Annotated in this window: 15 protein-coding genes; 13 read left to right on the top strand and 2 right to left on the bottom strand. The window is 47.8% G+C overall.

Annotated features, from left to right (window positions below; all coding sequences use genetic code 11):
- The first annotated feature begins 2 nt into the window (after positions 1-2).
- From EFA69_RS07450 to EFA69_RS07385, 13 genes are all read left to right on the top strand, one after another.
- Positions 3-1,286, top strand: a complete 1,284-nt coding sequence (locus EFA69_RS07450) for a quinol:cytochrome C oxidoreductase (protein WP_245964518.1) — start codon at positions 3-5, stop codon at positions 1,284-1,286.
- 24 nt (positions 1,287-1,310) lie between these two features.
- On the top strand, positions 1,311-2,375 hold the full coding sequence (locus EFA69_RS07445) for a cytochrome c oxidase subunit II (protein WP_123132477.1): 1,065 nt from the start codon (positions 1,311-1,313) through the stop codon (positions 2,373-2,375).
- Positions 2,376-2,398: 23 nt separating this feature from the next.
- Positions 2,399-4,228 (top strand): cytochrome c oxidase subunit I, encoded by a 1,830-nt coding sequence (locus tag EFA69_RS07440; protein WP_123132476.1) that lies wholly within the window; start codon positions 2,399-2,401, stop codon positions 4,226-4,228.
- Between the two features lie 3 nt (positions 4,229-4,231).
- Positions 4,232-5,308 (top strand): COX15/CtaA family protein, encoded by a 1,077-nt coding sequence (locus EFA69_RS07435; RefSeq protein WP_123132475.1) that lies wholly within the window; start codon positions 4,232-4,234, stop codon positions 5,306-5,308.
- 53 nt (positions 5,309-5,361) lie between these two features.
- Positions 5,362-6,213, top strand: coding sequence for a heme o synthase (gene cyoE, locus EFA69_RS07430; protein ID WP_123132474.1), 852 nt, complete (start codon positions 5,362-5,364; stop codon positions 6,211-6,213).
- 15 nt (positions 6,214-6,228) lie between these two features.
- Entirely contained in the window at positions 6,229-6,804 is a 576-nt protein-coding gene (locus EFA69_RS07425) for a cytochrome c oxidase subunit 3 (RefSeq protein WP_123132473.1), read from the top strand.
- Between the two features lie 16 nt (positions 6,805-6,820).
- Positions 6,821-7,567: a cytochrome c oxidase subunit 3 gene (locus EFA69_RS07420; protein WP_123132472.1), complete on the top strand. Its 747-nt coding sequence runs from the start codon at positions 6,821-6,823 to the stop codon at positions 7,565-7,567.
- A 27-nt stretch (positions 7,568-7,594) separates the two neighbouring features.
- Entirely contained in the window at positions 7,595-7,942 is a 348-nt protein-coding gene (locus EFA69_RS07415) for a cytochrome C oxidase subunit IV family protein (RefSeq protein ID WP_123132471.1), read from the top strand.
- A gap of 80 nt (positions 7,943-8,022) precedes the next feature.
- The gene (locus tag EFA69_RS07410) at positions 8,023-8,622 is read left to right on the top strand and encodes an SCO family protein (RefSeq protein ID WP_183906721.1); all 600 of its coding nucleotides are present in this window, start codon (positions 8,023-8,025) and stop codon (positions 8,620-8,622) included.
- Positions 8,612-9,160 (top strand): DUF420 domain-containing protein, encoded by a 549-nt coding sequence (locus EFA69_RS07405; protein WP_123132469.1) that lies wholly within the window; start codon positions 8,612-8,614, stop codon positions 9,158-9,160. The genes EFA69_RS07410 and EFA69_RS07405 overlap by 11 nt, the downstream gene beginning before the upstream one ends.
- 360 nt (positions 9,161-9,520) lie before the next feature.
- Positions 9,521-9,841 (top strand): DUF983 domain-containing protein, encoded by a 321-nt coding sequence (locus EFA69_RS07395; protein WP_245964517.1) that lies wholly within the window; start codon positions 9,521-9,523, stop codon positions 9,839-9,841.
- Between the two features lie 182 nt (positions 9,842-10,023).
- On the top strand, positions 10,024-13,722 hold the full coding sequence (locus tag EFA69_RS07390) for a sensor histidine kinase (protein ID WP_123132467.1): 3,699 nt from the start codon (positions 10,024-10,026) through the stop codon (positions 13,720-13,722).
- A complete protein-coding gene (locus EFA69_RS07385) occupies positions 13,719-17,276 on the top strand; it encodes a hypothetical protein (protein WP_123132466.1) in 3,558 nt (1,185 codons plus the stop codon). The genes EFA69_RS07390 and EFA69_RS07385 overlap by 4 nt, the downstream gene beginning before the upstream one ends.
- Before the next feature lie 125 nt (positions 17,277-17,401).
- Here EFA69_RS07385 and EFA69_RS07380 read toward each other — a convergent pair whose 3' ends face one another.
- Together EFA69_RS07380 and rfaD are read right to left on the bottom strand one after the other, a co-directional pair.
- Positions 17,402-18,247 carry an FRG domain-containing protein gene (locus EFA69_RS07380; RefSeq protein WP_245964516.1) on the bottom strand — a complete coding sequence of 282 codons (846 nt, stop codon included), beginning with the start codon at positions 18,245-18,247 and terminating at the stop codon, positions 17,402-17,404.
- 175 nt (positions 18,248-18,422) lie between these two features.
- Positions 18,423-19,388 (bottom strand): ADP-glyceromanno-heptose 6-epimerase, encoded by a 966-nt coding sequence (gene rfaD / locus EFA69_RS07375; protein WP_123133411.1) that lies wholly within the window; start codon positions 19,386-19,388, stop codon positions 18,423-18,425.
- Positions 19,389-19,427: the final 39 nt, after the last annotated feature.

The raw sequence follows: 19,427 nt of genomic DNA, 5'->3' as shown, positions 1-19,427 counted from the left end.
AAATGATAACTGAAGAAAGACTAAGTATCCCACAAAGAGCCACTAAACGGTTCTTCTTCATGATTGGTATCGGGTTGGTACTTTTGGTTGCGGGACTTCTTATTGCTGCAAATTCCGGTGGTGGTCATGGTGAAGGAGCACACGGTGCTGCTGAGGCAGGTCATCATGCTGCCGGATGGGGTCAGCGCTTATTGGCTAACCTGTGGTTAAACAACGTTTATTTAACTGGTATTGCTGTAGTTGGTATCTTGTTCGTTGCAATCCAGTATGTGGCCTATGCCGGATGGTCTGTATTGATCAAGAGAGTACCAGAAGCCTTAGGTAGCTATCTACCTATTGGTGGTATCATCATGCTGTTGGTGTTTTTGTTACCAATCATTTTTACTGGTCACAATACATTATTGCACTGGACTGATCACTCTCTACATGAGGTGGGTAATCCTAATTATGACCCAATTATAGCTGGTAAATCTGGCTACCTGAACATCACTTTTTATACCATTAGAATGGTAGCGTACTTTGTGTTATGGTTCCTGTTCTTTAAATGGTTGAGAAGAGAGTCACTTGCTGAAGATTTGAATGGTGGTTTAAACCACTATAACAAAAGCATCAGATTAGGGGCTACTTTCTTGGTTGTATTTGGGGTTACTTCCTCTATGTCTGCTTGGGACTGGGTTCTGTCAATTGACACACACTGGTTTAGTACAATGTTTGGTTGGTATGTATTTGCTAGCTGGTGGGTATCTGGTTTAGCTGCCACTACTTTAACAATTGTATTCCTAAAGCAGATGGGTTACATGAAAATGGTGAACTCTAATCACTTACATGATTTAGGTAAATTCCTGTTTGGATTTAGCATTTTCTGGACCTATATCTGGTTCTCTCAGTTTATGCTTTACTGGTATGCTAACATTCCTGAAGAGGCTATCTACTTTATGGAACGTTTAGGTGGTAACAATAACCATTATACCTGGATCTTCTTCTTTAACTTAATTATCAACTTCGCTTTCCCTTTCCTTGTACTTATGACAAGAGATGCGAAGAGACAAATGCTTATGTTGAAGATTGTGTGTATCGCAATCCTGATCGGTCACTGGTTTGACTTCTATATGATGATCATGCCAGGTACTATGAGAGGAGAGAGTGGTTTTGGCTTGATTGAAATTGGTACAGCTTTAACCTTCCTAGGAACTTTCTTGTTAGTATTCACAAAAGAATTAAGCAAGGCTTCTTTGGTTCCTGTGAATCACCCATTCCTGGAAGAAAGTATTCACCATCACGTTTAAGACTAATAATTAAAAACACGGATAATGATAACGATTGCTGTAGCACTATCAATCATCCTTTTACTGGTCATCCTGTATCTTCTCTTCAAGATTCAGGTACTGGCTTCTATCTTCACTGGAAGTTACAGACGTGACGTTGGTAAGAGTAATAAAGTAAATGCCGCTCTATTAATTGTCTTCTTCTTAGTAATGGGAGGCCTCTTCATCTGGTCTTTTGTTTCTTCGAAGGATGAAATGATCCTGCCAATTGCATCAGAACATGGTATTGCTATAGATAGCATGTTCTGGCTAACCATGGCCGTCATTGGTTTTGTATTTGTTCTTACCCACATCTTGTTGTTTGTGTACTCTTACAAGTACCAGCACCAAGACGGTAAAAGAGCTTACTACTATCCACATAACAATAAAATTGAAATTATTTGGACAGTTATCCCGGCAGTAGTAATGGCATTGCTGGTATTCTCAGGTTGGAAAACTTGGGCAAAAATTACCAGTCCGGCCCCAGATAATGCTGTTGTGGTAGAGGTAATGGGAAAACAGTTTAACTGGTTGATTCGCTACCCAGGTGCCGATAATAAGTTGGGTCTCGTTAAAACTACCTTGATTGATGCTACTAATGAGTTTGGTATTGATCTGAATGATAAAAATGCTCAGGATGATTTCGCAGGTGAGCCAAGCGCATTCCACGTTCCAAAGGGACAGCCTGTCATGCTGAAGATCAGATCAAGAGACGTAATTCACAGTGTGTTCCTCCCTCACTTTAGAGTGAAAATGGACGCGGTACCTGGTATGCCAACAACTTTCTGGTTTATTCCTACTAAGACAACTGCTGAGATGCAGACTGAAACAGGAAACCCAAATTTCCAATATGAATTGGCTTGTACAGAGGTTTGCGGCCGTGGTCACTTTGCCATGAAGATGACCATGATTGTAGATGAGCCAGAAGACTATCAAAAGTGGGTGGCTACACAACAGCAGAAAACATTTGCTTCTCAGTTACAACAAGGAGCTCCTGCTGACAGCACTGCTGCTGTTGCCCAAAATACAGCTGATGCCGCAGGTGCTGTTGCCCTTGCCTCAAAACAATAGTTATAATCTTTTAACAGTATTGTATGTCTAGCACAGATATTTCATTACATAAAGATGTGCATGTAGGGCACGATGATCATCATGACGACCATCATGATCAAAGTTTCATAGAGAAGTACATCTTTAGCCAAGACCATAAAGTTATCGCGAAACAGTTCCTGTTCGCGGGTATGTTCTGGGCAATCATTGGAGGAACATTTTCCAGCCTTTTCAGACTTCAATTAGGTTTCCCTGAAGCTACTTTTACCTTCCTTGAGCCTCTTTTAGGGAAATGGGTAGATGGAGGAAAACTAAATCCAGAGTTTTACTTGGCGTTAGTAACCATGCACGGAACCATCATGGTATTCTTCGTGCTTACAGCCGGTTTGAGTGGTACTTTCAGTAACTTCTTGATTCCGCTGCAGATTGGTGCCCGTGATATGGCCTCTGGCTTTATGAACATGTTGTCTTTCTGGTTCTTCTTCTTAGCCAGTGTGATTATGTTCTACTCCATCTTTCTGGAGACAGGTCCTGCGGCAGGGGGATGGACCATTTATCCTCCGCTAAGTGCCCTTCCGCAAGCAATTGCTGGTTCTGGTACGGGTATGACTATGTGGTTGATTAGTATGGCGTTGTTCATTGTTTCCCAGTTGCTGGGTGGTGTGAACTATATTTCTACTGTGATCAACATGCGTACACGTGGCTTATCCATGGCTAAGCTTCCTTTGACTATCTGGGCATTCTTCCTGACGGCTATTCTTGGTCTTTTGGCTTTCCCGGTTTTATTGTCAGCCGCTTTGTTGTTGATCTTTGACCGCTCTTTCGGTACCAGCTTCTTCCTTTCAGACATCTATGTAGCTGGAGAGGCTTTATCCCATACCGGTGGTAGCCCAGTTTTATTCCAGCACTTGTTCTGGTTCCTGGGTCACCCAGAAGTATATATTGTGATCCTACCTACTTTTGGTATTGTATCTGAAATTATTGCTACCAATTCGCGTAAGCCTATCTTCGGTTATCGTGCGATGATTGGTTCAATGTTGGGCATCTCTCTGCTTTCTTTCATTGTATGGGCGCACCACATGTTCGTGTCTGGGATGAATCCTTTCTTAGGATCAGTGTTCATGTTCCTAACGTTGATTATCGCGGTTCCTTCGGCGGTTAAAGTATTCAACTGGATTGCAACCATCTGGAGAGGTAATATCAACTTTACTCCAGCCATGCTTTTCTCCATTGCTTTCGTGTCATTATTTATCTCTGGAGGGGTAACGGGTATCATCTTAGGTAACTCGGCTCTAGATATCCAATTACATGATACTTATTTCGTAGTGGCTCACTTCCACTTAGTAATGGGTAGTGCAGCTTTCTTTGGAATGTTCGCTGGAGTTTACCACTGGTTCCCAAAGATGTTCGGGCGCATGATGGATGATAAGTTAGGCTACCTGCACTTCTGGATTACCTTTGCGGGTGTTTACCTGATCTTTATGCCAATGCACTATATTGGTATAGCAGGTTTCCCTAGGAGATACTATACATGGACTGGATTTGACACTTTCAACAAATTCATGGACATGAATACCTTCATCACTGTAGCGGCTATTGTTGCATTTTTTGCTCAATTCTTCTTCCTGTTCAACTTCATCTATAGCATTTTCAGAGGTAGAAGAGCTACTGAGAACCCTTGGAAGTCTAACACATTGGAGTGGACTACTCCAGTGAATCCAGGTCACGGAAACTGGCCAGGTCCGCTTCCTGTGGTTTACAGATGGCCGTATGACTATAGCAAGCCAGGTGCTCCACAAGATTTTATTCCGCAAAACGTACCATTCTCTCAGACGCAGTCTTCCAACCTGCCTCATGAAAGAGATTTTGAATAAAGAATGAGAGATAAATCTTTTAGTAGTAAAAGGTTTAGGAGTATAGGAGTACTTACCATTGCTTCTGTATACATTTTAATCTTAGTAGGGGGGATCGTCCGTAGTACTGGTTCCGGAATGGGTTGTCCAGACTGGCCTAAGTGCTTTGGTTCGTGGGTCCCCCCCACTAGTTTAGAGGAGTTGCCAATAAACTATCTGGAAGTTTACAAAGAGAAACGTATTCAGAAGAATGAGCGAGTTGGGAAAGTTCTTCAAAGTATTGGCTTTACGAAAGTCGCTCAGGAGATTTTTGCTCATCCGTCTCAGTACATAGAAACGGAATTCAATGTGACAAAGACCTGGATTGAATATGTGAATAGATTGGTAGGAGTAGTGATCGGGTTTTTGATCTTCTTAACAGTTATTTACTCATTTCCTTTCTTCAAGTCAGATCCAAAAGTTTTCTGGGGAGCGGTTGCTTCTTTTATTGTGGTCGCTTTCCAAGGATGGTTGGGTTCTTTGGTTGTTTCAACCAATTTACTTCCTGAGATGGTGACCCTGCATATGGCTTTGGCCTTGGTGTTATTGGCCCTCCTGATTTACATTGTTGTTAGGGTGCAAAGGGGACTTTTCTACCAAGATCAATCACAGCCATCTGCTAAAGTAAAAGTTCTGCTTGTTACTGTTCTTGTTTTCACTTTTGTGCAGGTGATACTTGGTACGCAAGTGAGAGAACAAGTAGACCTAGTTGCCTCCTCTTTAAACAATACAGGAAGAGAAACTTGGATTGAACAGTTAGGATCTTCCTTTTTGGTACATCGCTCTTTCTCTATTCTGTTGGTGCTGTTGCACATTGGGTTATACTTTGTAATCAGAAGACTAGGCAATTCATACTTAATTAAAGTGGTTGTGGCTATTCTATTGGTGATGTTTGCTGAGATAGTACTAGGTATGATCTTAGCTTATTTTGCCTTGCCAGCTTTTGCGCAACCACTTCATTTGTTACTCGGGACACTTATGTTCGGGCTGCAGTTCTTGCTGCTCATTCGTTATATTTACACACAGAAACCTACTTATCCTTCACCCGAATTGGTGGCATAATCACGTTTATGTACGTACAAGACGTAACATCAAGTGCCCAGACATCATCGGCCATGAGTAAAGCATCCGCGTATTTTCAACTTTTAAAATTCAGGCTTTCGGCCACGGTAGCTTTCTCTAGTGCGATTGGTTATTTACTAGGTCGTCCTGATGCAGACTGGCTCAATACCACTTTGGTTATTCTGGGCGGTTTGTTGGTAACAGGTTCCGCCAATATCATCAATCAGATTCTTGAAAAGGACCTCGATAAGATGATGAAACGAACCGCTAAACGTCCGTTACCTACCGGAGTTATTTCTGTTAAGGAAGCTGCTGTTTATTCCATTGTTCTTTGTATTGCTGGTGTAAGCTTACTAGGCTTCTACTTTAACTGGCTAGCTGCGGCTTTGTCATTTCTGTCTCTGCTCCTGTATGGGTTCTTTTATACTCCTTTAAAGAGGTTGTCGCCTATATGTGTGTTTGTAGGAGCTATTCCAGGGGCCTTACCGCCTTTGATTGGCTGGGTTGCCGGAACCGGATATCTGGGAGTGGAAGGATGGATTCTTTTCGGGATTCAATTTATTTGGCAGTTCCCTCACTTTTGGGCCATTGCCTGGGTATTGGATGATGACTACAAGAAAGCTGGGTTCAAGATGCTACCTATGGCGGGAGGTAAAAATCTGAAGACAGCTATTCAGATAATGATCTATACGTTACTGCTGATTCCGTTGGGGCTTTTGCCTTTGCAATTTGGGATGGCTGGGAAAACCTCTGCTTTTATTGCAGTGGTATGTGGGGTTTTATTTTTAATGCAGACGTTCTATCTCATGCTTACTTGCTCTAAGAGAGCCGCCATGAACATTATGTTTGGCTCTTTTCTGTACTTGCCAATTGTGCAGATAGCTTTTGTGGTAGATAAGCTTTAAAGGAGTAACTATACAATGAATACTGAAATTCAAATTGAGCAACGGCGGGTAAATCCGTTAAAGTTTATGCTCTGGCTTTTGATTGTGAGCATCATCATGATGTTTGCTGCCTTTACCAGTGCTTACATAGTACGGCGGGAAGAAGGGAACTGGCTTGAGTTTGATCTCCCTTCCATCTTGATTATCAACACGCTTGTGTTGGTGCTGAGCAGTATATTTATGCAGTGGGCCTATGTTTCTGCCAAAAAAGATAACCTCAAGAACCTGAAACTTGCTTTAGCCTTAACCATTGTGGCTGGTGTGGCTTTCTTAATTGGGCAATGGCAAGGTTGGGTAGAGTTGGTGAAAAATAACGTTTTCTTTGGGGGGAGCACCGCTAATCCATCTGGCTCATTTCTGTACGTCTTAACCGGTGTACACGCATTTCACCTGGTTACGGGGTTAGTTTTTCTAATTATTGTAGTAATTTCGGCGCTTAAGTATAAAGTACATTCCAGAAACCTGAACCGCATTGAGCTGTGCACCATTTACTGGCACTTCCTGGGCGCCCTTTGGATTTACTTATACGTATTTCTAGTTTTGAACCATTAATAATTCTCTAACACATATGTCGCAAACAACAACCTTTGAGCAGCCTAATACTGGCACTTGGGATGGAGGAAACGAGCCATTCAAGGCGAGTTATGGCAAACTGATGATGTGGTTTTTCCTTTTGTCAGATGCCTTCACCTTTGGTGCTTTCCTGACAACGTATGGTCTGGCTCGTCATCGTCATCAAGCTTATGAAGGTACTCCAGAAGCGTTTACTTTCTCTACTGAATGGTGGCCCATTCCTGAGAAAGTGTTCAATGCTTTCCCTTTCTTCCATGGTGTAGACTGGCCGCTCGCGTTTGTGGCCTTGATGACTATGATTCTCATCCTTTCATCAGTTACCATGGTTTTGGCGGTAGAAGCTGGACATAGAATGGATAAAAATGATGTTCAGAAGTGGTTGTTGTGGACCATCCTTTTCGGGGGAATGTTCTTGGGTTGCCAGGCATGGGAGTGGACTCACTTTATCGCTGGGACGGATGAAGGCATGAAATTGGCCGACGGAAGTGTTATCCATGGAGCTAACCTGATCGTGAACCAGTACGGGCCGCCTTTGTTTGCTGACCTGTTCTTCTTCATTACCGGTTTCCACGGTACCCACGTACTCAGTGGTGTGGTTTTGCTGATCATGATCTTCATTAACACCGTAAATGGAGTTTACCACAGAAGAGGACACTATGAGATGGTAGAAAAAGTAGGTTTGTACTGGCACTTTGTAGACTTGGTGTGGGTATTTGTGTTTACCTTCTTCTATCTGGTGTAATTGTTGAATTGATAAAACTGTATAGATATGGCATCGCATTCACATCATGCTGACGAGTTTGAGCAAACAGGGAACATCCCTAAAGCACAGACTAAAGTAATCTGGAAAACATTCTTTATCCTCTGCGCCCTTACCGCTGTTGAATTTGCGTTCGCATTCATGATGGACGCGGGCACTCTGCGGAACGCGATCTTCATTGGATTGACGTTGGTTAAAGCGTTCTACATTGTAGGTGAATTCATGCACTTGAAGCATGAGACCAAAGGCCTTATCTGGGCTGTATTGGTTCCTACTGTATTATTGGTTTGGTTACTGGTAGCCTTGCTGGTAGAAGGTACTTTCTACGGAGAGTCTGTATTCAATTACTTTAACTAATGAATCCAAAAAAAGCTCTGGTACTGGGTACTCTCTTGTTAGTACCCGTACTAGTGTTTTTATTCTTAAAAATGTTCGGAGTGAATAAATTTTCACTCCGAACTTATTTTCCGGCTACTGTAGATTCTACCATGGTAGACGGTCAATGGCGTTATGATACTGTTTATCATAAAGTCCCCGACTTTCAGTTAACCTCCCTGAAGAACCCTTCCTTCTCCCAGAAGGATCTGCAAGGCAAAATCTACATTGCCAGTTTCTCTGACTCTTCCTGCCAGAATACCTGCAAACAGGTAAACATTCAACTAGGAAGAGTACAGGACGCGTTCAGGCTGCAGCCAGACGTGTATATTCTATCTTTTCTTGCTTCTTCAGATGCTGACAATGTTTCTTTTCTGAAACAATACGCGAAAGGTACACGCGCCAATCCTGCTAAATGGTTTTTTCTAACCGGTTCTTCGGCTCAGATTCTACAGATTGCTGAGCAAGATTATCTGCTGTCTTCAAAAGAAAGTGCTCTACCTAATGCCTCGGCGCCATTAAACAGCGGCCGTTTGATATTGGTAGATCAACTAAAACAGGTAAGGGGTATCTATGACGGTACAGATGCCGCTGATGTTGACCGTATGATTACCGAGATTAATGTTCTTCTCTCTGAGTCTACCATCCCAAATGGAAAGTAATAAACTGAGTAACCCAAACGATACCCGTTATCTAATCCTGATCGCCATTCTTTCTGTGGTTGTGCCGCTGGTAGTGGCACTTCTTTTATTTATGCCACAGACAGGAAAATTAGGCGATTTAGATGTTTCTTTTTTGCCCAAGCTGCATGCGGTGCTTAATTCGTTAACCGCTATAGCGTTAGTGATTGGCTATTATCAGATAAAACGGCAGAACCGTAGATTGCATCGTTTTGCCATGGTAACGGCGTTTGTTTTATCGTCCTTCTTCTTGATTTCTTATGTTACCTACCACTACCAGGCGGCGCCCACTGCCTTTGGTGGAGAGGGGGCAATCAAGACACTGTACTACTTTATCCTAATCACACATATCATTCTGGCGGCAGCTATCGTTCCGTTAGTACTGTTGTCTGTGTACTTTGCCATTTCTGAGCAATACGTACGCCACCGCAGAATCTCCAGATGGACGTTTCCGCTTTGGTTGTATGTGGCGGTAACTGGTGTAGTGGTATATTTAATGATTTCACCGTACTACTCTTGAAACTTTGCCCCTGAGTAAATGTTCAAAGAAGAGATAAAAGAGGGTAAGTGATATGAAAAGCAAAATTTCTTTTTGGGTAAGCGGTTTGTTCTTAGTGTTTTGTTTAACGCTACAGAGCCCATCTGCGCAGGCGCAGTGCGCCATGTGTACTGCTTCTGTTGAATCCTCTAGCAACCAGGATGGAGACAGTATAGCCAATGGCTTAAACAAAGGAATTTTATACCTAATGGCTATCCCGTACGTGATTGCCGGTTGCGTGGGCTTCTTCTGGTATAAATACAGCAAGCGCAAATAGTGGGTGCCTGGGAGCATGTGAAAGCCGGACTTGCTTTAAAGTGTCCGCGTTGTCATCAAGGACCAATGTTTACCCATTCTGCGTTCAATCTGCGTAAGTTTGACCAGATGCCAGAGAAATGTCCGGTTTGCGGCTTCAGGTATGAGCTTGAGCTTGGTTTCTACTGGGGGGCTATGTACATGAGCTACGGTTTGTCTGTGGTGATTGTCTTTCTAGTAGGCATTTCGCTTTATTTTCTGGCCAATGATCCGCCCACCTGGGTGTACCTTACAACGGTGGCTGCTACCATTGTCTTGTGTACACCTGCCCTTTTCAGGTATGCCCGGGTATTAATGCTTTATCTCTTTGGGAGCGTCTCCTTTGACCCTACGTTTAACAGGAAGTAAGACTTCAATGCAGAAGCAGATTCTGTTAAAGTCAATTGATTTGACGGGAATACATGTATTACGTTTAGCGCCCGTTTTTTCAAAAATAAGCCTAAACTAGGCCGCAGTGTCAAATCTTTTACTTTTTAGGGCACCTATGGGCAATTTGCCCGTATTATGGCTAAATTCGGGAAAAAGCAGATTTGAAGTTCAGGTACACCTTTCCTTTCCTATTCCTGTTACTGGCGCTCTTCTTTGGAGGGCTGGGCTTGTTTTTGCAGGTAAGTGTACACAAAGACTTACTGGAAGCCCCTGAGAAGCAGATAGCCCAGGAGGTGCAACAGCGCCTGCAGGAGAAGATATTGCAGGCCGAACAGGAACTGCTAAGTGTTAGCGAAGGCTTGGAGCCCGAATCGGGGCTGTTTTCCAGGAATCTGCCCAAAACAAGCTTCCCTCTCTTTCTTTACAAGCAAAATCAGCTTGTCTTCTGGTCAGACCATTCGCTTCGGCCGGAAATAGATCCCAGAGTTATCCAGAAAAACCAGCAGGTGGTTGAGAATCGGTTTGGCCGGTTTCTGGTGCTCAGGTACCAGCCCAACCCAGTCTATACCTTGCTGGCCGTCATTCCGCTGGAAATACGGTACGGGATCAGTAATGTCTACCTGCGGAGCGGGCTTTCAGCTGAGATCTTTGAAGACCGGACAGCCTCTATCCAATTGGAGCGCAGCGCCAAAGCCATTCCAATTCATGGTCCGCGGGGCGTCTATCTCTTTTCTATGTGGGTGCAGGATACGGGCCAGTGGCTTAACGCCGGAGTCCTGACCATGGCGCTTTATCTCCTGGCGGTAGTGGCGGCGGGGCTGTTCCTGTTTACTTTCTACAGAAGACTGCAAGGCACCGGGCACCGCGTAGCTGCTTTATGGACCGTGTTGCTGGGGTTGCCGCTGCTTCGGCTTATCATGTTGCTCACGCAGTTCCCCAACGCCATACAGGAATTGGAATTATTCAGCCCAAGGGTATACGCTGCCGCGTGGTGGTCGCCGTCGTTAGGCGATTTGCTGTTGAACGAAATCTGCTTTATGCTGATGGCTTTGCAGGTGTACCGCCTGGCTAGGTCTTTCCGTTTAGAGCACCTTTTTTTCAAAACGCCCCAAAAACAGCATTGGGCTTGTGTCGTGATTGGCGCTTTTATTACCGTGCTTATCATTGGCTGGTATGAGATGTACCGCAGCCTGGTGGTGAATTCCCAGCCCAACCTGGACATCACGCAGAGCATCCAATTCGGCTTGCCCAAACTGCTGCTGTATCTGGTAGTGGTACTGCACACCCTTGCCCTCAGTTGGATTTTACGGTTGCTGCTGAATTGCCTGCCGTTAACTGCCAATGGGAAGGTGCCCTTTGCCTACGCCTGGATTATAGTGCTGGTGGTAGCGTTAGGCTGGGCTTTCTGGCGAGATGCTCCCAGCGGCAACTGGATAGTGCTGTTTGCCAGCGCCACTTTGATAGGGTGGGAGCAGATTCATCGCAGGCTTGGCTACAGGGCCGGAGTCTACTCTAGTATTTTTCTGCTCAACATAGTAAGCGCCAGTTTGGGAGCAGCGGCCTTGTATGATCTGTATTCGGTTCAGCTACGCGCCGATAAGCAACGCGTAGCCGCCCAACTGCTGAAAGACCGTGATGATTTAACTGAATATCTCTTGGCCCAGGCCGCCGAAGGCATCAGCCAAGATCCTCTGGTACAGCATGAATTGAGCTCGCCTTGGGTGAATCTGAATCTGGTGAAACAGAAAATACGTCGGCACCATTTGCGGAACATCACGGAGAATTATGCCGTGACCGTACGCTTGTTTGATGTAAATGGAGTAAGCTTTCAAAGACAGGACAGCCTTCCTAATCTAGAAATTTATGCTCAGGCCTGGGCTCCCAAGGCAAAATCCACTAACCAGAAAGGGCAGTTGCTGGTGCACACAGAGACAGATCCCAGCAAGTTCACCTATCTGCAGGAAATCAAAGTACCGGTAGATTTTCTGCAGTGGGTAACGGTAGTGCTGGAGGTAAGTCCTAAAATAACGGCTCCTAACAGCGTGTTGCCAGAATTATTGGTAGAAAGGAAGGCTTCCCAAGCTAACACCATTCCTGCCAGCAGCTACGCCCTCTGGCGCGAAAACCGCTGGCTCAAAACTGAAGGCTACTTTGAGTACAGCCAACTCTTTTCCCCTCAATTGTTTGAGGCACCGCTGCTGTATACCCAGGGCCTGTCCTTGGCCAATTATCATCATTTAGGAGCCCGTTCGGCCAACGGAACCATTGCCTTGGTGAGTACCCGGGCCTATGGGGCAAACTCTTGGCTTTCCAACTTCTCATTTCTGTTTTTACTGCACACCGTAGTGCTTTTCTCGCTGCTGGTGCTGGTCATGCTGTCTAAAGGGAAGTTGATACGGGCCATCACGTCCACATTCAGCACCAAAATTCAGTTGTTCCTGAACCTGGGTGTTTTGGTGCCCTTGGTGTTGGTCAGTCTTACCATAGGGAGTCTGGTGACCAATTCGTACCGGCAAGACTTGATCAGGGGCTATACAGACCAAGGCGATTTTGTACGGCAGAGCATTCTTACCAGTAACTGGGGCGATGAACTTTTCAAGGGTAGGGCAGATTCCTTGTCGCGGCGCATTAACAGGCTGGCCATGGTGGCGCAGGCAGAACTGAACATCTACAGTGCCAATGGAGAGCTCCGCATTTCCAGCCAGCCTACTTTGTTTGAGGCGGGGGTATTGTCTACAAGACTGAATCCGGAGGCGTATGGTCTCCTGAAAGAACAGGGGCTCAACCGGGTGCTGTTGGAGGAAAAAGCCGGCACCTTGCCCTATAGCACCATCTATCTTCCGTTGCGGGCCAGCCCGGCGCAGGAGCCCAACGGGTATCTGGCCATTCCTTTCTTTGATTCTGAGAAAGAACTCAACAACAAGCTCATTCAGCTCATTACCACTATCCTCAACATCTTCACGGTGCTGTTCCTGCTGTTCGTGCTCATGAGCTACATGGCTACCAGGGCACTTACCGTACCGTTGCAGTTGCTCACGGAGCGCCTGAAACGCATGTCCTTAACCGGCACCAACGAGAAACTGGTGTACAAATCCCGCGATGAAATTGGGCTCCTGGTGCATGAGTACAATCAGATGCTACAGAAATTGGAGGAAAGCAAGCAGGATCTGGCGCTCAAGGAGAAAGAAGCCGCCTGGAAAGAAATGGCCCGGCAGGTGGCCCATGAGATCAAGAACCCGCTTACGCCCATGAAGCTTTCGTTGCAGTACCTGCGCAAAGCCATGCAGGAAGGCCGCGGGAATTTGCAGGAGCTGATAGAGAAGATCTCCAATACCATGATCACCCAGATTGACGTACTAAGTGATATTGCCACGTCGTTCTCCAGTTTCACGGCCATGCCTGATCTTAAGCTGGAAGTGCTGGAGTTGAATACCTTGATTCATAAAGCCACCGACCTGCACCTGAACCCGCAACAGCAGGAGCAAGTGAACGTGCAGCTGACGGAAGGTTCTGTGTATGTGCGCGCCGATGAGAACCAACTGATCCGGATCTTCAACAATTTGCTGCTGAACGCCCTACAGGCCATTCCTTCTTCCAGAACGCCCCACATTCAGGTTACCCAGGAGTTGGTGAGCGCGCAGTGGGTGCTGGTGGCGGTAAAAGACAACGGAACCGGCATTCCGGAAGAGGTGCAGCCCAAAATCTTCATCCCCAATTTCAGTACCAAGTACTCCGGTTCCGGTATTGGGTTGGCCGTGGTGAAGAAGGGGGTGGAAGCCATTGGCGGATCCATTTGGTTTGAAACCCAGGAAAATGAAGGCACTACCTTTTTCCTGAAATTGCCGGTGGTGCAGCCATGAGCCGCTGGGGCATTATCGTGGTTTTCTTTCTCTCCCTGCTGTGGGCTGGGCAGGTGCAGGGCCAGGAGCTATCTAACCGCCGGTGCAAATGGGTGAGGCTACAGCCGGGCACGTTCCAACTGGACTCCCTTACCGTGGCGGAGCATTCCATTGAGATTCTGGACCGCCGACAACTGCGCACACCCCTGGGTTTCCACTATGACCCCGCCACCAACCAGTTTCAATTTGTGGGCACTTTGTTTCCTGAACCTGCTCCAGCCATGCGGCCAGACAGTATTGCCAGAGACAGCGCCGGTGCGTTTAGCGCCCGTTTTTCCAGAATTGAGCCAAAACCAGATTCGGTGCTGGTGTGTTACCGGGTGTTGCCGCTCAACGTGGCCGCTCCGGCGTTCAAACGCGACATCCGTACCTGGGACTCCACTTCTTTTGAGCGGCCTTACGTGTTCAACCAAGCGGCCACCAAGGAAGAGCTTTTTAAAACTCCCGGCCTCAATAAAACAGGTAGTATTTCCAGGGGCGTGTCCATTGGGAATACCCAGAACGTGTTTGTGAACTCGGCTTTGAACCTACAGCTGGAAGGAAAGCTGACCGATGAAATCAGCATCACGGCTTCCATCACCGACCAAAATATTCCGTTTCAGCCCGAGGGAAATACCCAGCAGTTGCAGGAGTTTGACCGCGTGTTCATTACGTTGCAGCACCGGCTATGGACTTTGACCGGCGGCGATGTGATCTTGCGGAACCGGCCCGCTTCCTACTTTCTGCGGTTCTACAAAAACGTGCAGGGGGGAGCCCTGGAGGTGAACCGCGGCAAACCGGGCTGGGAAAGTTCTACCTCGGTGGCGGCTTCGGTGGCCAAGGGGAAATTTGCCTCTGAGAACATCACGCCCATTGAAAGTGTGCAGGGGCCTTACCGTTTGCGCGGCCCCAACGGGGAGCGGTTCATTATTGTGCTGGCCAATTCTGAGCGCGTGTATTTAGACGGCAAGCTGCTGCAACGCGGGTTTGACTATGACTATGTCATTGACTACAACCAAGCCGAAATCACGTTCACACCCAAATGGATCATTACCCGCAACTCCCGCATACGGGTAGACTTTGAGTACTCAGACCTTAACTATACCCGCAGCGTGGTGCACGCCAGCCATTACCAGAAAATGGGCAAGTTCAACGTGTACGGCAACTACTACAATGAGGCGGACAACCCCAACAACCCGCTCACCCTTAACCTAAGCACGGAGGAAAAACGCCTGCTCTCCCAGATCGGTGATCGGCAGGATTTGGCGGTAGCTCCGGGGGGAGACTCCGTCCGGTTTGATAGAAACCAGGTCCTTTATCTCCGGAAAGATACCGTAGCCGCCAGCGGAACCTACCAGATCTTTGAATATTCCACAGATTCTACCAGGGCGTATTATGCGGTGAGTTTTACGGAAATGGCCAACGGCGGAAACTACGTGTTGCAGAACACCACCGTGAACGGACGGGTTTTCCAGTGGGTGGAACCGGTGAATGGCGTGCCGCAGGGCCGCTATGAGCCCGTGCGAATTTTGCCCACACCCGTGCAGAAGCAGATGATCACCTTGGGCGGCAGCTGGAATCTGGACGACAAAACCAATGTATTCCTGGAGGTGGCCGGTTCTAAGAATGACCTTAACCGGTACTCTAACATTGATTCAGGAGATGACCAGGGCAAGGCCATCAAAATTGGCTATCAGCTGAATGACCGGAATGTTAAGTTTTTGGGTGCTTACAAACTGCGCAGCGCCATGACCTATGAGTACACAGACCCTAACTTCGTGCCCATAGACCGCTACCGCGATGTGGAGTTTGACCGTGACTGGAGCAATCCCACCAACACCACCCAAGCCCGGCAGCCCAGGATTGAGGACCATATTTTTACGTTTGCGGTAGGAGGGGTGCGCGATGCCCAGCGGTTCATCAATTACCGCATCAGTAGGCGGTACCGTCCCACCGAGGTAGACGGAACCCAGCATTTACTGGAGTTGGGCCAGAAGATCAAAGGTCTGGAGCTGCGCGCCAACCTGTTTCTCCTCAACAATGAGCAGCCCGAAAGTATTTCTGAATGGGTACGCGGCGAAATCAATGTGCAGTATCCTACCCGCTTCTTCACGCCCGGCTACGTGTACCGCTTTGATAAAAACCGCATCACCTCCAAGCTCAATGAAGCGTTGGTAGGCTCCGCCAATTATTTTGATGACCACCTGTTTTACATCCAGAGTCGCGACACCGCCACCACGTTTAAATACCGGGCGGAGTACAGCCGCCGCGTAGATTACAGACCGGAGAACGGGGAGTTGGGCAACAAACAGACTGCCAATACTTTCAACGTGAGCACCAGCACCGTCATCAAAAACAACCACCAGCTCACGGCGCTCATTACGCTAAGAAACATCCAGGCCCGGGATAGTCTGCGAGAAACCACCATTCTCTCCAAAATTGACTGGACCGGCGATTTCCTGGACCGGCATCTTCGTTCTGAATTGTCGTACGCTATTGGCACCGGCCGGGAACTGAAGCGGGAATACCAGTTTGTGGAAACTATTCCGGGGCAGGGAACGCACTTTTTTGAGGACCTCAACCGCGATGGTCGGCAGGACCTGAACGAGTTTTTTGAATCGCAGCCCATAGACCCGCCTTACCGCCGCAATTTCATTAAGCTCTTCATTCCCACAGATGAGTACGTGCTTGCCTACACCAACACGTTCACTTACCGCCTCAACAGCAGTCTGCCGCGGGCCTGGCAGAACTCAGAAGCCCGCTGGAAACGGATTGCGGCTAAATTCTCGGCCCTGTCTTACGTTACCGTTGACAAACGCATCACAGATGATGATCTACGCAGCCGGTTCAATCCTTTCAGCCTCAATTTTGAAGATTCCACCCTGCTTTCGCTCACGCGCTCCTATAGAAACACGCTCTACTTTAACCGGAGCAACCCCAAGTACGGGGTGGAGTGGACTTTTCAGCAGGGTTTGCAGAAAACGCTGCTCACCAACGGGACCGATGTGCGCAACAACACGATCCAGCAGGTGCTGGTGCGCGTGAACCTAACGGAGGTTTTCTCCAGCCGCCTGAACGTGACACGCGCTAAGCGTGAAAGTGCTTCCAACTACCTTTCCACCAAGAACTTCCTCATCAGGTCTTGGGAGGCTACCCCGGAGCTCTCGTATCAGCCTAACCCTACCATCCGGTTCACTGGTACCTACCAATGGATGGACAAAGACAACGAGCTGGGCGACCAGGAGCACGCCAAATTCCATGAACTGGGCACCGAGACACGCCTGAGCCAAGTGGGCAAGCGTACGATAACCGGTGTAGTGAAGTACATTAAAATCAAGTACACAGGTTTAGACAACTCGCCGGTGGCGTTTGAGATGCTCAACGGGTTCAGGCCCGGCAATAACCTCACCTGGAACCTGGCCCTGCAACAGCGCCTCAGCAACGGCCTTAACATTACGGTAGACTATGACGGCCGTAAACCCCAAGGCATCCGGACCATCCATACCGGCCGCATGCAAGTCTCCATCCTTTTTTAATTAGGAATTAGGAATTAGTTTTTTGCTAGACGTAGAGCTTCTTTGCGTTTAGGGGCCGTTTTTGGAAAAAAAGCCCCTAAACGCAAAAATGAATTCCCCATTCCTAATTCCCAATTCTCAATTAATTACGTGGTGGTGTAGTGGCGTTTGAGCCAGGCGCTGATGCCGCTGAGGCCGGGGAAAAGGACCCGTTCCGTGATGTTGGCCTGGTCCAGTTTGTCTCTGATTTCCCATTTCAGTTTGGCCGGAATGATGAGCCGGAAATACAGGTCTGGGTGTTCTGTTAGCCATTCGCACAGCATGGCTTCCGGGGTAGACATCATGGAGAACAGCGCGTACTGGTGCACAATGCGCTCATCTAGGGACGGTGGTTCCATGAACAGCACAAACGGTTTTTCCTGGAACTCGCTCAGGCTGCTGAGTGAAGTAGCCACCGGCTCCAGCACCTCGGGGGTGAACACATTAGAGCCCTCCTTCTTGATCACGGTCTGGAGTTTCTTGGGCAGGTGCTCGGTAGACTTTACGTAGTTCACGCACCAGATCACGCCGTCTTCATGGAAATTGCTGAGGTCTGCGGTGGCAAAGTGCAGCGCCACGTAGGGCGAGTAGGTCCAGTCCATGAGGCGGGTGGGCAGGCCGTGGTGCTGGGCTACCGCCAGCCAGTTCCAGATAGATTCGCCCACTTCGGTGGAGCCGCGGGAGTACTTCCTGAAGTTGCGGAGCAGGTGGGGTTCCAGCTTGGGGAAATCGCCGCCAATGCGCATGAGGCTGGTCTTGAGGTTATACCCCTTGTTCCATAACCCCCTGAAGACGTAGGGCGAGCGGTAACGGTTCAGTTTATCGTCCCAGGAATCCCGGAAGAGTTCGCGCTGCAGTTCTTCCCAGGTTGCAATGTGTATGTCATTGGGCATGGCCAAAGAATCAGATGACGCTGCTGCACTCATGTCGTTGTCTACGATGTTGTAGGGCATAGGAGTTCTGGAGGCTAAACAGATTACGGGTTAATTCTGAAGTTTACGTAGTAATACGAAAGCAGGCGCGCTGGTGGTTGTACCGGTACAGATGGGACCTGTTTAGCGGCTCTTTTTTCAAAATCAGCCTTAAAACAGCAGAGCCGGCGCTAAGGCCGGCTCTGCTGTTTTAAGATTAGTAATACGCTCCGCGCATGAGGTAATTCTGCACGTAGTCCTGTATGCCTTCTTCCAAGGTATGGAAGGGTTTGTCATACCCAATGCCGCGCAGTTTGGCCATATTGGCCTGGGTGTAGTACTGGTATTTATCCCTGATGTCTTCTGGGGTGTCTTTGAAATCAATGTTGATGTCATGGCCCATGGCGGTGAAGGTATTGAACGCCAGGTCCAGGAAAGTTCGGGCCTCGCCGCTGCCCAGGTTGTAAATGCCCGAGTCCTTGCGGTGGTGCATGAGCCAGAACAGCACTTCCACCACGTCTTTCACATACACGAAATCGCGCATCTGTTTGCCGTCTTCGTAGTCTGGGTTGTGCGAGCGGAACAGCGTGAGGCGGCCTGTGTCCTGGATGGAGTTGAAGGCGTGCATCACCACGGAGGCCATTCTGCCTTTGTGGTACTCATTGGGCCCGTACACGTTGAAGAACTTAAGCCCCACCCAGAAGAAGGGCTTGGCGGTCTGCTCCAGCGCCCACTGGTCAAATTCGTTTTTAGAATCGCCGTAGGCGTTCAACGGCCGCAGCAGATGGATGAGCGATTCGTCATCGTCATAGCCCAAAGTGCCTGATCCGTACGTGGCGGCAGACGAGGCATACACCAGCGGAATCTGATACTCGCAGCAGGCGTTCCAGACGTTTTTGGAGTAGTCCAGGTTGAGCAGGTTGAGTACCTCACGGTTGGTTTCGGTGGTATCGGTGCGGGCTCCCAGGTGGAAGATGAATTCCACCTCTTCGTAATTCTTGTCCAGCCACGTGAAGAAGTCATGGCGGTCTACAAACTCTTTTATCTTTTTGCCTTCTATGTTGGGCAGTTTTTTAGACACGGAGAAATTGTCTACCACCACTATGTCATTGAAATTGGCAGCGTTGAGCCGGGAAACAAGGCAACTGGCAATAAAGCCGGCCGCTCCGGTTACTACTATCATACAAATCTGGTTTAAGTTCTGGGCACTGGTCTCCAAAGG

Origin of the sequence: Rufibacter immobilis, from assembly GCF_003721565.1 — a bacterium.
Taxonomy (GTDB): domain Bacteria; phylum Bacteroidota; class Bacteroidia; order Cytophagales; family Hymenobacteraceae; genus Nibribacter; species Nibribacter immobilis.
Note: the sequence above shows the minus strand (reverse complement) of the source record. Positions and strands in the feature narration are given on the sequence as shown.

Coding starts and splice junctions, on each gene's coding strand:
- EFA69_RS07450 (WP_245964518.1), top strand. CDS start 3: ATGATAACTGAAGAAAGACTAAGTATCCCACAAAGAGCCACTAAACGG.
- EFA69_RS07445 (WP_123132477.1), top strand. CDS start 1,311: ATGATAACGATTGCTGTAGCACTATCAATCATCCTTTTACTGGTCATC.
- EFA69_RS07440 (WP_123132476.1), top strand. CDS start 2,399: ATGTCTAGCACAGATATTTCATTACATAAAGATGTGCATGTAGGGCAC.
- EFA69_RS07435 (WP_123132475.1), top strand. CDS start 4,232: ATGAGAGATAAATCTTTTAGTAGTAAAAGGTTTAGGAGTATAGGAGTA.
- cyoE (WP_123132474.1), top strand. CDS start 5,362: ATGAGTAAAGCATCCGCGTATTTTCAACTTTTAAAATTCAGGCTTTCG.
- EFA69_RS07425 (WP_123132473.1), top strand. CDS start 6,229: ATGAATACTGAAATTCAAATTGAGCAACGGCGGGTAAATCCGTTAAAG.
- EFA69_RS07420 (WP_123132472.1), top strand. CDS start 6,821: ATGTCGCAAACAACAACCTTTGAGCAGCCTAATACTGGCACTTGGGAT.
- EFA69_RS07415 (WP_123132471.1), top strand. CDS start 7,595: ATGGCATCGCATTCACATCATGCTGACGAGTTTGAGCAAACAGGGAAC.
- EFA69_RS07405 (WP_123132469.1), top strand. CDS start 8,612: ATGGAAAGTAATAAACTGAGTAACCCAAACGATACCCGTTATCTAATC.
- EFA69_RS07395 (WP_245964517.1), top strand. CDS start 9,521: ATGTTTACCCATTCTGCGTTCAATCTGCGTAAGTTTGACCAGATGCCA.
- EFA69_RS07385 (WP_123132466.1), top strand. CDS start 13,719: ATGAGCCGCTGGGGCATTATCGTGGTTTTCTTTCTCTCCCTGCTGTGG.
- EFA69_RS07380 (WP_245964516.1), bottom strand. CDS start 18,247: ATGCCCTACAACATCGTAGACAACGACATGAGTGCAGCAGCGTCATCT.
- rfaD (WP_123133411.1), bottom strand. CDS start 19,388: ATGATAGTAGTAACCGGAGCGGCCGGCTTTATTGCCAGTTGCCTTGTT.